Source organism: Lysinibacillus sp. NPDC097279, from assembly GCF_044761745.1.
Lineage (GTDB): Bacteria > Bacillota > Bacilli > Bacillales_A > Planococcaceae > Lysinibacillus.
The window spans coordinates 44,467-60,648 of record NZ_JBIWDA010000008.1; the positions used below are offsets into that span (position 1 = coordinate 44,467).

At 36.6% G+C, this 16,182-nt stretch carries 17 protein-coding genes and 1 other annotated feature; of the genes, 11 read left to right on the top strand and 6 right to left on the bottom strand.

Going from position 1 to position 16,182, the window contains the following annotated elements; translation table 11 throughout:
- Window positions 1–207 precede the first annotated feature (207 nt).
- The 3 genes from ACIQ1H_RS20895 to ACIQ1H_RS23040 all read left to right on the top strand — a co-directional run bounded on the left by ACIQ1H_RS20895 (window position 208) and on the right by ACIQ1H_RS23040 (window position 2,746).
- A complete protein-coding gene (locus tag ACIQ1H_RS20895; protein ID WP_173478087.1) occupies window positions 208–1,146 on the top strand; it encodes a beta-ketoacyl-ACP synthase III in 939 nt (312 codons plus the stop codon).
- Between the two features lie 30 nt (window positions 1,147–1,176).
- The gene (gene fabF / locus ACIQ1H_RS20900) at window positions 1,177–2,418 is read left to right on the top strand and encodes a beta-ketoacyl-ACP synthase II (RefSeq protein WP_173478086.1); all 1,242 of its coding nucleotides are present in this window, start codon (window positions 1,177–1,179) and stop codon (window positions 2,416–2,418) included.
- 97 nt (window positions 2,419–2,515) lie between these two features.
- Complete coding sequence (locus tag ACIQ1H_RS23040) at window positions 2,516–2,746, top strand: YuzI family membrane protein (protein ID WP_337982012.1); 231 nt, start codon at window positions 2,516–2,518, stop codon at window positions 2,744–2,746.
- Here the strand turns inward: ACIQ1H_RS23040 and ACIQ1H_RS20905 are convergent.
- Together ACIQ1H_RS20905 and trpS are read right to left on the bottom strand one after the other, a co-directional pair.
- Window positions 2,724–3,038 (bottom strand): hypothetical protein, encoded by a 315-nt coding sequence (locus ACIQ1H_RS20905; protein WP_173478085.1) that lies wholly within the window; start codon window positions 3,036–3,038, stop codon window positions 2,724–2,726. The genes ACIQ1H_RS23040 and ACIQ1H_RS20905 overlap by 23 nt on opposite strands.
- Before the next feature lie 15 nt (window positions 3,039–3,053).
- Complete coding sequence (trpS, locus tag ACIQ1H_RS20910) at window positions 3,054–4,043, bottom strand: tryptophan--tRNA ligase (protein ID WP_173478084.1); 990 nt, start codon at window positions 4,041–4,043, stop codon at window positions 3,054–3,056.
- A gap of 63 nt (window positions 4,044–4,106) precedes the next feature.
- Window positions 4,107–4,338: a binding site (T-box leader), on the bottom strand.
- Between the two features lie 492 nt (window positions 4,339–4,830).
- Between trpS and spxA the strand changes: the two genes are divergently transcribed.
- From spxA to pepF, 4 genes are all read left to right on the top strand, one after another.
- A complete protein-coding gene (gene spxA / locus ACIQ1H_RS20915) occupies window positions 4,831–5,226 on the top strand; it encodes a transcriptional regulator SpxA (RefSeq protein WP_024362527.1) in 396 nt (131 codons plus the stop codon).
- 438 nt (window positions 5,227–5,664) lie between these two features.
- Window positions 5,665–6,333 carry an adaptor protein MecA gene (mecA, locus tag ACIQ1H_RS20920; protein ID WP_173478083.1) on the top strand — a complete coding sequence of 223 codons (669 nt, stop codon included), beginning with the start codon at window positions 5,665–5,667 and terminating at the stop codon, window positions 6,331–6,333.
- Window positions 6,334–6,502: 169 nt separating this feature from the next.
- Window positions 6,503–7,627, top strand: coding sequence for a competence protein CoiA (locus ACIQ1H_RS20925; protein WP_402891632.1), 1,125 nt, complete (start codon window positions 6,503–6,505; stop codon window positions 7,625–7,627).
- A 94-nt stretch (window positions 7,628–7,721) separates the two neighbouring features.
- Window positions 7,722–9,539: an oligoendopeptidase F gene (gene pepF, locus ACIQ1H_RS20930; RefSeq protein ID WP_402891634.1), complete on the top strand. Its 1,818-nt coding sequence runs from the start codon at window positions 7,722–7,724 to the stop codon at window positions 9,537–9,539.
- Window positions 9,540–10,138: 599 nt separating this feature from the next.
- On the opposite strand, the gene ACIQ1H_RS20935 is transcribed toward pepF, so the two are convergent.
- From ACIQ1H_RS20935 to ACIQ1H_RS20950, 4 genes are all read right to left on the bottom strand, one after another.
- Entirely contained in the window at window positions 10,139–10,948 is an 810-nt protein-coding gene (locus ACIQ1H_RS20935; protein ID WP_173478080.1) for a ClpXP adapter SpxH family protein, read from the bottom strand.
- Complete coding sequence (locus ACIQ1H_RS20940; RefSeq protein ID WP_173478079.1) at window positions 10,941–11,348, bottom strand: globin domain-containing protein; 408 nt, start codon at window positions 11,346–11,348, stop codon at window positions 10,941–10,943. Before ACIQ1H_RS20940 ends, ACIQ1H_RS20935 begins: the two co-directional genes overlap by 8 nt.
- Window positions 11,349–11,600: 252 nt before the next feature.
- The gene (locus ACIQ1H_RS20945; protein ID WP_402891637.1) at window positions 11,601–12,392 is read right to left on the bottom strand and encodes a lytic transglycosylase domain-containing protein; all 792 of its coding nucleotides are present in this window, start codon (window positions 12,390–12,392) and stop codon (window positions 11,601–11,603) included.
- A 40-nt stretch (window positions 12,393–12,432) separates the two neighbouring features.
- The gene (locus tag ACIQ1H_RS20950) at window positions 12,433–13,023 is read right to left on the bottom strand and encodes a CYTH domain-containing protein (RefSeq protein ID WP_402891640.1); all 591 of its coding nucleotides are present in this window, start codon (window positions 13,021–13,023) and stop codon (window positions 12,433–12,435) included.
- 228 nt (window positions 13,024–13,251) lie between these two features.
- Between ACIQ1H_RS20950 and ACIQ1H_RS20955 the strand changes: the two genes are divergently transcribed.
- The 4 genes from ACIQ1H_RS20955 (at window position 13,252) to ACIQ1H_RS20970 (ending at window position 16,061) form a co-directional block, all read left to right on the top strand.
- Complete coding sequence (locus tag ACIQ1H_RS20955) at window positions 13,252–13,635, top strand: UPF0738 family protein (protein WP_173478077.1); 384 nt, start codon at window positions 13,252–13,254, stop codon at window positions 13,633–13,635.
- Window positions 13,636–13,697: 62 nt separating this feature from the next.
- Entirely contained in the window at window positions 13,698–14,369 is a 672-nt protein-coding gene (yjbM, locus tag ACIQ1H_RS20960) for a GTP diphosphokinase (RefSeq protein ID WP_173478076.1), read from the top strand.
- Window positions 14,366–15,160 (top strand): NAD kinase, encoded by a 795-nt coding sequence (locus ACIQ1H_RS20965; protein ID WP_173478075.1) that lies wholly within the window; start codon window positions 14,366–14,368, stop codon window positions 15,158–15,160. Before yjbM ends, ACIQ1H_RS20965 begins: the two co-directional genes overlap by 4 nt.
- Window positions 15,135–16,061 carry an RluA family pseudouridine synthase gene (locus ACIQ1H_RS20970; RefSeq protein ID WP_402891644.1) on the top strand — a complete coding sequence of 309 codons (927 nt, stop codon included), beginning with the start codon at window positions 15,135–15,137 and terminating at the stop codon, window positions 16,059–16,061. Before ACIQ1H_RS20965 ends, ACIQ1H_RS20970 begins: the two co-directional genes overlap by 26 nt.
- Window positions 16,062–16,182: the final 121 nt, after the last annotated feature.

Here is a 16,182-nt window from a genome sequence, read left to right on the forward strand (position 1 = left end):
AGGAGCGAGTTCTAATGGCGATAACAGAAGTTTTATCGGCGATTAAGAGACTTCATTCGGCGATACTAGGACTATTACCGTCGATGGGACGACTATCTTCAATATGGTATACTAAATTTTAATTCACCTTGCACCATTCCTTCATTATGAGTTATAATTATGACCAGTTACTAATAATTGATAGTAAGAAAGCAGAGGGGTTGCTATATGAACGCAGGTATTTTAGGTTTAGGCAGATACGTTCCTGAAAAGGTCGTTACGAATTTTGACTTAGAAAAAATTATGGACACTTCGGATGAATGGATTCGAACTCGTACAGGAATTGAAGAACGTCATTTCGCTGCAGATAATCAAGAAACTTCAGATTTAGCAGTTGCAGCTGCGAAAGATGCTATTGCAAAAGCAGGTATTACACCTGAAGAAATAGGATTAATACTAGTAGCAACTGTAACACAAGATCAAACATTTCCAAGTGTAGCATGTATGGTTCAAGAGCAAATTGGAGCTGTAAATGCAGCAGCGATGGACCAAGCAGCAGCTTGCGCAGGATTTATATATAGCTTAGTGACAGCAAAACAATTCGTAGAATCAAGCGCTTATAAATATGTCTTAGTAGTAGGTGTTGAAAAGCTGTCAAAAGTCATTGATTGGGAAGATCGTAATACGGCAGTCTTATTCGGTGATGGAGCAAGTGCTGCCATTGTCGGGCCTGTCTCAGAAGGTAGAGGGATTTTATCATTTGAGCTTGGCGCAGACGGCACAGGCGGTAAACATCTTTATTTAACACAGCAGGAAACAATTGCGATGAACGGTCGTGAAGTATTTAAGTTTGCTGTACGTCAAATGGGTGAATCAGCAGTGAATGTATTAGATAAAGCTGGTTTAACAAAAGAGGATGTTGATTTTTTAATTCCGCATCAAGCGAACATTCGTATTATGGAATCAGCACGTGAACGTTTAGCATTACCAGCAGAAAAAATGTCTAAAACGATTCATAAATATGGTAATACATCAGCAGCTTCTATTGGTATTTCTTTAGTTGAAGAGCTTGAAGCAGGTAAAATAAAAGATGATGATTTATTAGTACTTGTCGGTTTTGGCGGTGGCTTAACATGGGGTGCCGTTGCAATGAGATGGGGAAAATAACATAGAAAATTGCTTGAGAGGAGTAAGACAATGAGTAAACGACGAGTAGTAATTACAGGAATTGGCGCTGTTACACCACTAGGGAATAGCATCGAAGAAACATGGGCAAATATCAAGGCTGGTAAATCAGGCGTTGGTGAATTAACACGCTTAAATAAAGATCTATTTGCTGCCAAAATCGCTGCTGAAGTAAAAGACTTCGATATTGAAAAATATATTGAACGTAAAGAAGCTCGCAAAATGGACCGTTTCACGCATTATGCACTAGCAGCGTCTATTATGGCGATGGAAGATGCACAGCTTACAATCGATGAAGAGTTAGCACCACGTGCAGGCGTATGGATTGGCTCTGGTATCGGCGGGATGGAAACTTACGAAAACCAATTTTTAACGTTCCAAGAGCGTGGGGCAAGACGTGTTAGTCCATTCTTTATCCCAATGATGATTCCAGACATGGCTTCTGGTCAAGTGTCTATTCACTTTGGAGCTAAAGGTATCAATTCTTGTTCAGTAACAGCTTGCGCATCAGGGACGAATTCAATTGGTGATGCATTTAAAGTTATTGAACGTGGCGATGCAGATGTTATGATTTCAGGTGGGGCCGAATCACCAATCGTAACAATGGCAGTTGCTGGCTTCTGTGCGAATACAGCATTATCATTAAATACAGATCCTCAAACGGCTTCTCGTCCATTCGATAAAAACCGTGATGGCTTTATTATTGGTGAAGGTGCAGGAATTGTTATTTTAGAAGAATACGAACATGCAAAAGCGCGTGGCGCAAAAATTTATGCAGAAGTTCTTGGTTACGGTTCAACTGGCGATGCGCATCATATTACTGCACCAGCTCCAGAAGGTGAAGGGGCAGCGCGTGCGATGATTCAAGCATTAGAAGACGGTGGAGTAGACCCTTCACAAGTTGGCTATATTAACGCGCATGGCACAAGTACGCCATACAATGATTTATTTGAAACTCAAGCAGTAAAAACTGCTTTTGGTGAACATGCTTATAAACTAGCGATGAGTTCTACTAAATCCATGACAGGTCACTTATTAGGTGCAGCTGGTGGGGTTGAAGCTATTTTTACAGCACTAGCATTAAAAGAGGGTATTTTACCGCCAACAATTAATTTAACAGAGCCAGATCCAGAATGTGATTTAGATTATGTGCCGAACGAAGCTCGTGAGGCCAATATCGAATATGCAATGAGTAATTCCCTTGGTTTTGGTGGACATAACGCAAGTCTATTATTTAAAAAAATTGAGGAATAATTAAAAAACGTCAGCCGAATTTACAAGGCTGACGTCTTTTTTTTAAGGCTAGCGAATAGAAAAGAAAGTAAGAAGAAATAGAAAGGATGCCGTTTATTTGTTTCGTCTTTTTATATTTTTAATGAGCTATGGATTAATGATACTTTCTATTGGCAATTTAATTTTATATTTAAATTACCGGACACTTGGATATTCCTGGTCGGTTGTCTTTAAATTTATTGTGCATACGACAGAATTTTATATAGCAATTGGAGCCTGTATTGTACTTTGTAGTGTTGTGCTTGATTTTGGTGTTGATCGAACAGCTAATTTGAAAGATAAGGTATAAATGTAACGGGTATCGCTAATGCTACTGCCACTTTTTGGGCCAAGTCTTCACCTTGCTCATCATGATTTTTCGCTAAATATTCCATACCTTCAATAAATGAGTCCGTTTCCAGATCAATCCATTCACCAAACTTACACATCCATGTTGTCAACTCATCTTGTAATGCCTCTTCTAACGGAAGTTGTTCTAATTCTAAATTGGTACGACAATGACCACACCATAATGGATCAGCACCAAAGTCACTTTCTAACAAAAGCGCTTTGATTGGTTTATTACAATGTTCACAGTACATGTGCTAATTCCTTTCTTAGCGACGTGTGCGGCCTAAGCCCATAGCTTGTTCCATACGCTTTAAAGTTGCGCTAGCAATAGCATTTGCCTTTTCTGCACCTTCATCTAAAATGATATCTAATTCAGAAGACTCTACAAGGTTATAAAATCTTTCTTGGATTGGTGTAAGGTGGTCGATAACTGCTGTTGCTACACTTTGTTTAAAGCCGCCATAACCGATACCTTCATATTTTTTCACTAAATCATCAATTGATACACCCGAAATAGCAGATTCAATCGTTAGTAAATTCGAAACGCCTGGTTTATTTTCAACATCAAATGCCACAATACCATCTGAGTCCGTTACGGCTGATTTGATTTTTTTCTCAATATCTTTTGCTGTATCTAAAAGTTTAATCGTTGCTTTTGTATTTGGGTCGGACTTGCTCATTTTTTTCGTCGGCTCTTGTAACGATTTAATACGAGCTCCAGCTTTTGGTAATTGAATTTCAGGGATAGTTAAAACGTCCCCGTAGCGTTTATTAAAGCGCTCAGCAAGATCACGTGTTAGCTCAATATGTTGCTTTTGATCGTCCCCTACAGGAACAATATTCGTGTTATATAATAAAATGTCAGCAGCCATTAATGGTGGATATGTTAAAAGAGCGGCAGAAACAGTTTCTTTACCATGAGATTTATCTTTGAATTGTGTCATACGCTCTAGCTCACCGATAGAAGCAACACATTGTAGCATCCATCCAGCTTGAGCATGGGCAGGCACTTCTGATTGAATGAATAATGTAGACTTTTGAGGGTCAATACCAGTAGCGATATAAGTAGCAGCTAAGTTACGAATGTTTTGACGTAACTCTTTTGGATCTTGAGCAACCGTAATAGCATGTTGGTCAACGATACAATAAATAGCATTGCCTTCTTCCTGCAATGCTGGGAATTGCTTGAATGCACCAAGATAATTTCCTAATGTCACAATACCTGTTGGCTGTACGCCTGAAAAAATTGTTGTCATAATAAGTTCCTCCTCGGTTTCGAAAATAAAAAAACATCATGCGTCCTCATTAGAAATAACTAATGAAGGGACGAATGATGTTCGAATCCGCGGTACCACCCTGCTTGCCAAAAAGGCCTCTTAGCTTCGTAACGTGAAGAGACGAGCTTTGCTAATAGGTATCAAGTGTATACTTGTACGTTCACAAAGCTAACTCGGAAGTCCATTCCAAATGCATACATGATCTGTTTCCAGCAACCACAGACTCTCTATACATGTATATTGCATATGTACTACTCTTCGTCAGCGTTTTTAACTACATTATAAATGTAGATGTTTAGCGCAAATGCGCTTTTCTTATTGCACCACATTATAGTATAAAGACTTATCTAAATGCAAGTGTGCAAATTCAGTCTTTAGACTGAACTTTTTTTGTTTTGTCAAAAAAAGCAACCTGCATTTTGAAAGCTGCGTCATGATTGTACACGTCTAAGTGACATTATTCTCGTTTGTATTTTTTAATTGAGAACAACTAGTTTCCGTATATTCATGTTTAAAATGATGTGCTTATGGGAATATTATTATTAGTTCGTAGGACATACAAAGGAATTAGACACTTTAAGGCAGTATTAAAAGACAGAATATTTTGTAACAAAGTCATTTACTATGCATTCTTTTTTTCCTTGGAACTATATTCAAATACAGCTGAGTGCTGTATAATGGAACTGTAGTTTTACATTACATTAATTCTAATTTAACAAAATGGTCTATAGATAACGAAAACAAAGAGAAAGGATGTGTCAGTATGATAGTTACTTTATTTACATCACCAAGTTGTACGTCTTGTCGTAAAGCGAAAGCATGGTTAGAGGAGCATGAAATTCCATATACAGAACGTAATATTTTTTCTGAACCGTTAAGCATTAGTGAAATTAAAGAAATTTTACGCATGACGGAGGATGGAACAGATGAAATCATTTCAACTCGATCTAAAATATTTCAAAAATTAAATGTAGATGTTGAAAGCTTACCGTTACAACGCTTATATGAACTAATTCAAGAATATCCAGGATTATTACGACGACCAATAATTTTGGATGAGAAACGCTTGCAAGTAGGCTATAATGAAGATGAAATTCGAAGATTTTTACCACGTAAGGTTCGGGCTTATCAATTACAAGAAGCACAGCGCATGGTGAATTAAAATCCTCCTATATTGCATAGATTAAATGTATTAGGTGTTACAAATGCAGAAGCATGCATGTTGTGACATCTATTTTTTTATGTTTTACTTATGTAAAAACCTTCAAACAAAACTAATAATTAATAGGTAAAAGTCATATATTTCCCTAAAAGTATGTTAAACTTGATTTAATCAAAATAGTTTACTACAATTTCAATAATTCAAATATCTTCTTTGAAATGGTGTATATCCTTTTCATTTTATGAAAGAACAGCATACAATAGAATTAGAGACAACTGTGAACAAAAAATCTGTGATTACAGTTGCTCGATGACTTTTCTGTGGTGTGGTCAAAGGTTGAAAAACAAGGGAGTATGAAGGTTAAAAACAATGAATCAAAGCATACTAATGAAATAATACTGTTTTTCGACAAATGACAGTGAAGGGAGATGAGGTCTAGTGGACATCGAACGTGTAAATGAAAATACACTCAAGCTCTTTATTACGTACAATGATATAGAGGATCGCGGCTACAGTCGTGAAGAAATTTGGTACAACCGAGCAAAGGGTGAGCAACTTTTTTGGGATATGATTGATGAAGTGAATACGGAAGATTATTTTGATGTAGAGGGTCCGATTTGGATTCATATCAATGCGTCGGAAGTAGGCTTAGAAATCATTGTCACACGTGCACATATTTTAAAAGACGGTGAAACATTAGATGGTCATTCACATTATGATGAACAAAAAAGTATGTTTGCCCCATTCGACGAAGTAGGAGAGGATCTTCTTAGTCAATTAACTCAATTTGGTGACATGGATGAATCAGAGTTATTTATGGATACAGACATTTATGTTTATAAATTTAAAGATATAGATGAGTTAATCCCCGTTGCAAAACGGATGACTGATGATTTAGTGGATTCCTCATTATTCAAATATGAAGGTTGTTACTATTTAGTAGTAGACTTTGGGAACGCAGATGATGATTTAAATCGTCATGACAAAAATGCAGTCATTAAAGAGTTTTTAAGCCCTTCAAATTTCACAATTCATCGTCTTGAAGAATATGGCGAAAAGATTATGGAATACAATTGCTTCGAAACTGTTCGAAAATATTTTAGTTAACATCTTTTAAGCTTCTGATGGAGCTATTAGACTGTAGACATACTCAGAAATTTGAGTAAATCTACAGTCTTTTTTTGTGTTAAAAATCAAATTTCAAAGAAAAGCAGATAATTAGTTGGCTTAAAGAATAACTTTCTTTACAATGAGTGCAAAAAGGAGAAAGATGGTTATGCTAATTGCCTATACAGAGCAACAGCAATTATTTATCTCATATCAACATTCGAGAGAAGCCTTACAAAAGTATCGCCAGCTTCAACAATTTTTTTGCCCTCAATGCCAGCAGCCTGTTCAATTGAAAATCGGTCAGCTGAAAATCCCACACTTTGCTCATATTGCTAGCCAGTCTTGTGATCGACAATTTTCAGAAGGAGAATCACAGCTTCATTTACGGGGAAAAATTCAATTATTCGAATGGTTGAAATCGCTCGGGCATACAGTAGAGCTGGAGCCATTTTTACCGAAATTAGCTCAACGACCCGATATTTTATTACAAAGCAAAAAGCAAACGATTGCAATGGAATATCAATGCAGTGCGATAACAAACGAAAACTGGCAATTACGAACAGAAGGTTATGAGAAAAATCACATCCAAGCGTTATGGCTTTTTCAAACCCCACAGAATAAATATAAAGCGCATGCTATTCAAAAAATTAGAATTTCGCCTATCTATCAAAACGTGATTAATTATTCAGCGAGCAATGTGCCATATTTAGTTACATATGATGCGAATGCAGCCCAATTTAATTATTGGACGAATCTTCTTCATGTTCACGGGCATACTTTTATAGCGCATGTACTAAATATCCCACTTGAAAAACAACACTTTCCATTTTATGAGCCAAAGTTAATTACGTATGAAGCGTTTATTATTTACTGGCATACGTATAAAAGATTATGCCAACAGTATGTAAAGCAACGTTTAATGCGCAGTAAAAAAGGCGTACAGGACCTTTTTTTACGAAGTTGTTATGAATTGAGGTTTTCACTTAATGCATTGCCGAATTATATTGGCATACCTGTTAAAAATGCAAATGCTATCCCAATTTTTCCAATAGAATGGCAAGCCATTTTATTGGATTTTTGCAGGAAACGGCAGTTACCACCTTCAGTGCTGTGTAAAGGGGATATTCAATTATTTCTAACGCTTCTCAATTTAGAGCCAACAAATATAAGAGTGCAAGTGATTGAAAACTATGCAAAACTGTTAGGGCATAGTTTCCTTCAACAAGATGACAGTATGGGAATGTTGGAAAAAGTATATGAGCATTTGTATAGTCATATAAAAACCTCATGAGGAGGAAAAGGTAGGTAGATTATTATTTGCAATTGTCGCAATATATTGAGAAAATGTTAAGAGAAGGAAAGTCATATATAAAGGGGGCTGGCTCATGGCTAGTAACAGCAATCGAGTATTAATGAGAAGTGAAGTACCAGTAGAGTTAACTTGGCGATTGGAAGATATTTTTGCCACTGATGCACTATGGGAAGAGGAGTTTAAGAAGGTCGCAGAACTAGCAAAAAAAGCACCTAGCTATGCAGGTACTTTAAAAAATGGTTCAGATGCCTTATTAGCAGTATTAGCATATTACGATGAAATTTATCAGCGCACAATGAAACTGTATACGTACGCACATATGCGTAATGATCAAGATAAAACGAATAGTTTTTATCAAGATTTGTATGGCCGTATTCAAACGTTAGCGACTAATATTTCAACGGCATTATCATTTTTAACGCCAGAAATTTTATCATTAAGTGAAGAAACAATTGAAAGCTATTTAGCAGAAAATAAAGATTTACAATTATATAAGCAATCATTGAAAGAAATTTCAATGACTCGTCCTCATGTGTTACCTGCTGATCAAGAAGCATTACTTGCACAGATGGCAGAGGTTACAGGCACCGCATCGAATACGTTTGGTATGCTGAACAATGCGGATTTAGTTTTCCCTATAGTGAAAAATGAAGAAGGGGAAGAAGTCCAGCTTACACATGGTAATTATATTAAGTTTTTAGAAAGTAAAAATAGAGCGGTACGTGAAGCTGCATTTAAAGCGATGTATGAAACGTATGGTAATTTTAAAAATACATTTGCGGCTACATTAACAGGCAATGTAAAAAAACATAATGTCAGTGCCAATATTCGTCATTATGATTCTGCACGTCATGCTGCGATGTCAAATAACTTTATTCCAGAAAGTGTATACGACCAATTAGTCGAGACCATTCATAAGCATTTACCAGCTATGCAGCGTTATATTGCTTTACGTAAAAAGCTATTAGGTGTGGATGAACTGCATATGTGGGATTTGTTTACGCCACTTGTCCAGGAAGTTGACATGCAAGTGCCATATGAGGAAGCGCAGGATATTTTAGTGAAGGCGCTAGCACCTCTTGGGGAAGAATACCAAAGCATCGTACAAAGTGGTTTTGATAATCGTTGGGTGGATGTGTTGGAAAACAAGGGGAAAACGAGTGGTGCTTATTCATCTGGAACTTACGGTACGAATCCGTACATTCTTATGAACTGGCAGGACAATGTAGATAATTTATTTACATTGGCCCATGAATTTGGACATAGCGTACACAGTTATTACACACGTCAAAATCAGCCATATGTCTACGGAGATTATTCAATTTTTGTGGCTGAAGTAGCTTCTACATGTAATGAAGAATTATTGAATGATTATCTGTTAAAAACAATAGAAGATCCACAGCAAAAAATTTATTTATTAAATCATTGGTTAGACAAGTTCCGTAGTACAGTTTTCCGACAAACAATGTTTGCCGAATTCGAGCATATGATACACCAGATGGACAAAAATGGAGAATCATTAACAGCGGAACGTTTAACGGAAGTATATTATAATTTAAATAAGCTCTATTTCGGAGATGCAATCGTAGTTGATGAGGAAATCGGTCTAGAATGGGCACGTATTCCACATTTCTATTACAATTACTACGTATATCAATATGCTACTGGCAAATCTGCCGCTACGGCATTAAGTAAGCAAATTTTGGAGGAAGGTGAACCTGCTGTAGAACGTTATATTAATAACTTCTTAAAAGCTGGTTGCTCTGACTTCCCAATAGAGGTGCTAAAAGCAGCAGGTGTTGATATGAATGTAGCAAAACCAATTGATGATGCTTGTAAAGTATTTGAACAACGATTAAATGAACTAGAAAAGTTATTGTTGAATAATTAATTCGTATGGCTGTAGTAAAATTACTACAGCCATTTTTTTTGCTAATTGGAAAAGGACATTTTAGAAAAAAATAATTAATAATGATTTTCTTTGATTTACAAATGAAAAAAAGGTACCATCTTGTAAAAATACTCTATTGTAATCGCTTTCTATATGACAAATTTGTGAATCTAAAGCAGGATACATTGCTTAATTTATTATTCCATGATAAAGTGAATCTTGTGAAATAAATCACAAAACAAACATACACCCCTTTGTTTGAACGTGAACATTTCTCCCATCCCCTTTGTGAAAAAGAGGCGTCTCTATCTGTCGAGGATAGAGGCGTCTCTTTTATTTTAGGTCTTTATTGCTATCAGCATGTAGATTATGTGCCTTTAGTAGTTTTAATATTAAGCATCTCTTTTACTAATGATGCGAGTGATGCGTTGATTTATTGCTGAGACTATTGATGCGATTTTTCGGCTATCGATAATGTTTTGGACGCACGGCTTTGAAAATCCGTTAATTTAATTACCAGTTTTCTAAATGAAAAAAAAGGATAGGTCTCTCATATACTCAGAGAGTTCCTAACCTTTTGGAATAAAAGTATAATTGCATTATTTAATACGCCATAGTGTAGCGTAATCTGTTTGAATCCGTTCTATCTTTTGTTGCAGCATCCGTTTTTTTAATTCACGCTCAGCTGCTTGTTCTGTTAATGAATAAATAAAAGCTATATCATTTGTAGAAAGTGTTTGATACTTTGAAAACAATTCTTCAATGGTTGGTAACGGTTGACGTATAAGCTGCTCGTTCAACATCTCTTGTAAAATATGTTCATAAACTTCATAGGAATAGCTGCCACTTACCTTTAAACCTTCATCCTCAATGCATTCATTGAAAAATACGATACTCGGTACTTCATCTACTTCCATTTCCCGTTTTATATATAAATCGCATTGGAAGGCACGTGCGGCTTCTTTTGAACCAAAGTCTACAACAAATTCATTCATATCTAATTGGACATCCTCTGCAATTTTTAAAAGCGTTGCATAGGAATTTACATCCTGGTAGTTCAATACAACATATTCCTGTAATTTCGATAAGTAGCGAGCGCCTGCACGTTTACCCTGTAATTCAGCTGCCTTTATTGCTATAGAGGGTAACACAGGGTGATTAATATCCAGCTCAATCCCAGATTCGCAACCTTTCATACGCTTGCTCAGACAATTAAGTGATGAAAGCTCTGTGCTTAAGACAAAACGCCATGAAAAATAATGATTGTATTCTAGTTGTAGTTTGCGAATGATGGATTGCATACTAAAAGCTTCAGGACAAAGTGGATCTACGAAAATATACAATTCAATTGGCTTATTAGCAGTAGAAATCGTCGGTGTTGGTTCTTGCAACATTTGAATATTATTCACGTAATAATTCCCCCTCATCGTCATTAGGTGTATTAATCATGTGATGAGCTGTTAATACTAAGCGATGGTAATAAGTTTCACGGAACTTCCCTTCCAAGCCAACTTCATCCATTGCTTCGGCCATACATTCTAGCCATGCTTGGGCACGATCAGGTGTAATTGGAAAATTCATATGACGCGCACGCATCATCGGATGTCCGTGCTCTTCAGTAAAAAGATTTGGACCACCTAAATACTGTGTTTGAAATTGAATTTGCTTACGTGCTGTCTCTGTCAAATCTTTTGGGAAGATTGGTATAAGTTCAGGATGCTGTGCAACTCTTTTATAGAACGCATGTATGAGTTCAGAAAGTTTTTCAGCGCCCAGCTCCTCATAAGGAACAGTGTATTTTCGACTCATAAGTAAATGCTCCTTTTATTCTTTATAGGAAGTATATCGTAAAGTGCAAATCAATATGTTGATGTACAATTTTATCTAATACTAAGTTGAATAGAAAAATGTGAATATCTTGTGACTACCTTCATTCTATCAACGTCCATTCGTTTACACAAACAAAGAGCACTTTGAAAATGTTTTCGCTAGAAAAGAACAAATTTCACCAACGTGGGTGAAATTTGCTGAAAAAGACCGTAATTACAGGTTTTATGCGATTTACACAGTGTAGTAATTCATCACTTTTTTGACATAATTCTGTGTTTCTTTGAATGGTGGAATTCCATTATATTTTGTAACACGAGAAGCACCAGCATTATAAGCTGCCAATGCAAGTGTTGGATCATTATCGAATTTATCGAGCATTTGACGTAAATATTTGGCGCCTGCCATAATATTTTGTTCAGGATCAAAAGAATTCGTTACACCTAAAAATTGTGCTGTCTTTGGCATTAATTGCATTAAGCCTTGTGCTCCTGCATTGCTGACAGCTAATGCATTAAAGTTGGACTCCTGCTTTATAACGGCTGCGATAAGCTTGGCAGGTACATTATAAGTAGTCGAAGCCTTGTCAATGATATCGGCGTATTTATTTACTCCAGTAAGTGAATTTGCATAGGCAGTTGATCCAATTACATCATCAGATACATAGGAATCAAGACTAGTGCTGGATTGCATTTTTGCTAACGTAGCCTGAATCGAAGCAGGTATATACACGGAATTAGAGCCATTATAAAGCAAAGATTGCAGCGAGCTGTTTGTTGTTCCGACAGACATTCCTGTTAAACTATTTAGCTGATCCATGAAATTTGCAGAGCTTGAAGAACTCATGCCAAGCAAACTAGATAATTTTGCACTATTAGTTGTTGTGGCATCACCTAACATTTCGTCAATCATATCAGAAAATAATGAATTGCTATTTGTGAAAGAATTAGCTGAAGTATTTTCTGTTGAACCTAGTGTTTGCAGTGCTTGTATTTCAAGCATCGTTCTTAAAGATTGGATATCCAATTAGTTGGTCACCCTTTCGTTTGTACTATAGTTGCTTTATTTATTGTTGCTTAATTGATTGAAGTGCTTTCATAAATCGGGCGATTTTTTTTTCAGCAATTTGTTTTTCTATACCATATTGCTGTAGAAATTCGTCGAAGATTGCATTTCCTTTTATTTCATCTTTTGATTCATATTCTACCTCATAATCGTCACACTGCAAATAGAAAGAATGATCAAATACAAGAAGTCCGTCTTTATAAGGGATTTCGACACGATCCGTTGTAAGGGAACCGAACACAGCTAATTGCTCTAGTTGTATATTGTGTAGCGCCAGTCTTTTTGCAACTTCAGCTGCATAAAAGCCTTGACCTGAAAGCATTTTTTCAGCATGCGCTGCAGTTAAAACGTCTGTCGTCTCTAAATGGGCATGTTTTGAAGATTTTTCTTTTAATGTACATTCGTAATAAGTGTCTATTATTCGAATTCGTAGTCCACTTTGCAATTTGCGAATAGCATTGGAAGGCGTGTCGAAATAATGATTTGTTTGACGATGAATAGCATTTTCTTTGATTTGGAAATCCTCTAGTAATTGTTTATATTGTTGTTTGGTTAACACATTTTTAAATTCAATTTCAAGTTGTTGTGCCATCTATACTCACCCTTTATTATTAGTTTTTACCTTGTTTATGCAGAATTTCTCCAAATATACACTTGTTAAAGTGGAGGTCACCTCTTTCAAGTACGCTCGAAAATAATGTCACTAAGAGGTAATTGATTTTTAACAAGCGTTTGCTTGTAGTTTTGCAATTACACACTGCAACTATTTACCCCATATGCTAAAATAAGAGGAAGAGAACGACGAAAAGGGGACCCACATGTGCGTAAAATATATACAATAGAATCATTTTATTTTGAAAACCAGCAACCTCATTTTAGTTTAAACGACAATAATAAAAATTTACAGTTAAAGCCTGCTGCTCAATTAATTGCAGACTCAGATGATTTTGCTTTTATTTATTTACTAGATGCAGGAGAGGACTATCATTATTTGCGTTTTCCATTGACTAGTTGGGAGAATCTTGTACATATTTTACAAGCTAAACAAAACCCAATGTTAAAAATAGATGAGGAAGTCATTGAACTTACAAATTTTTACGATGAATTGGAAATGCTCGTGTATAATATTGAAGGAAATTACAATTACGGAGCAGAATTTGTTCAGGCAGTGGAACAACACTTCAAGGCAGTTCTCGCTGAATAAAGAGACAAAACGAACAGACGGTATTGCGATTGTTCGATACCGAATGTCGGGAGGTTTTAGCGATGGGACAATGGGAGATTTTTTTAAGTCCTTATAAACAAGCAGTAGATGAGTTAAAAATAAAATTAAAAGGTATGCGTTCCCAGTTTGGCATTGTCAATGCAAATTCACCAATTGAATTTGTCACTGGACGAGTAAAGCCACTGGCAAGCATTTACGATAAAACGTTAGAAAAAGGACTAGCCTTTGAACCTTCGAAGCAACTTGGCGACGAGCTTGGCGATATTGCAGGTGTTCGTATTATGTGCCAATTTGTAGATGATATTTCGACGGTGACAGAGCTAATTCGACAGCGGAAGGATATGCGTGTTGTTGAAGAGCGTGACTATATCACCCATAGTAAACCAAGTGGTTACCGATCACATCATATGATTGTAGAATACCCCGTTGAAACCATACAAGGAAAAAAGGTAGTGCTAGCTGAGATTCAAATTCGTACATTAGCTATGAATTTTTGGGCATCAATAGAACATTCACTAAATTACAAATATAAAGGCATGTTTCCAGAGGAAATAAAGAATCGTCTGCAAAGTGCTGCTGAGGCCGCCTTTCGGTTGGATGAAGAAATGTCATCGATTCGCAGTGAAATTCAAGAAGCGCAGGCCTATTTTAGTGAATTTAAAGAGGCATCGAATCCTAGTTTACTATCAGAGAAGGAGCGTGACTCACAATGAAATTTTCCATTCAATCACGTAGAGATGCACAATCAAATGAATTAATGGAGCTAGCAAAAACATATTTACAAGATTTTGGATTAACCTATGATGAAGAGACGCCTGAAATTGTTGTATCAATAGGCGGAGACGGAACATTATTACACGCCTTCCATCGCTACTCACATTTGCTAGATCAGGTAGCATTTGTCGGTATTCATACAGGTCATTTAGGATTTTATGCAGATTGGAAGCCTTCGGAATTAGAGAAATTGGTGTTATCTATTGCCAAGAAGGACTTTAATGTTGTGGAGTATCCATTACTGGAAGTAAAAGTGGAGCATCATAATACAGATTCAAATACTTATTTGGCGTTAAATGAAGCGACAGTGAAATCACCAGATGTTACGCTCGTAATGGATGTAGAATTAAACGGCAATCAATTTGAGCGTTTCCGTGGCGACGGCCTTTGTGTTTCCACACCTTCAGGTAGTACAGCCTATAACAAAGCACTTGGAGGAGCGATTATTCATCCAACATTAGCGGCACTTCAAATTACTGAAATAGCCTCTATAAATAATCGTGTTTTCCGTACAGTTGGCTCGCCATTGATATTACCAGCACATCATCACTGTGTGTTACGCCCTGTCAATGAGCAAAACTTTAATATGACAGTTGATCATATTCAAGTTACACAAGGTGATGTAAAATCCATTGCTTTTAATGTCGCCAATGAAAGAGTCCGCTTTGCTCGCTTTAGACCTTTTCCATTCTGGGAACGTGTGCATGAGTCATTTGTTGCCAATGAATAATAGCGATAGACGATTTACGCTTCAGTTTCTAGCTGAGAAGGATGGCCAATTATTGCGTGAAGCTTTAGCAGAATGGCAAATATCCAAACGAGCCTTAACAGCTATTAAATTTGAAGGGGGCTTATTGATGGTGAATGGTAACGAACAAAATGTACGTTACCCTCTCCGTATAGGCGATCAAGTAGAAGTAAAATTCCCACCAGAAGAGAAAAGTGATGGGCTTGCCATTGAATATGGCGAGCTTGCTGTTATTTATGAGGATGATGCGCTGTTAGTACTCGATAAACCAGCACATCAAAGTACTATTCCATCTCGGGAGCATCCAACAAAAAGTATTGCGAATGATGTTTGCGGCTATTTCGAACAACAGAATTTAGCTTCTACCGTTCATATTGTGACAAGACTTGATCGGGATACATCTGGCTTGTTATGCATTGCAAAACATGCGCATATTCATCATCTAATGGGTTTAGCCCAACGCTTTGGTGAAGTATCACGGGAATATGAAGCAATTGTACATGGACATTTAACACAAAATCGCCAGTCTATCATAGCGCCTATTGGACGCAAAGAAACAAGTATTATTGAGCGTGAGGTACGACAAGATGGACAATATGCACATACAGATGTAACTGTATTACAGCGTTTTTCTGTTCAAGGTGAGCCGATGACGCATATCCGCTTAAAGTTGCATACAGGACGAACACACCAAATTCGTGTGCATATGAGTTATTTGGGGCATCCGCTCGTTGGTGATGATTTATATGGAGGGAGTCGCGATTTAATAGATCGGCAAGCGTTACATTGCGTATCGTTATGTTTACAGCACCCTTTAACAAAAGAGCAACATTATTTCTCTAGTCCGCTGAAGGATGATATGCTACAAATATTAAATAATTGAGGAGGTGTTCGCAAAAACGGGCATCTCCTTATCATTTTTACTAAAAAAAATTATCTTAATAGCATGTTAACAGAAAAATAAGCAATTGTAGGGTATAGTATAGTAGAAAGTTGTTGCTACC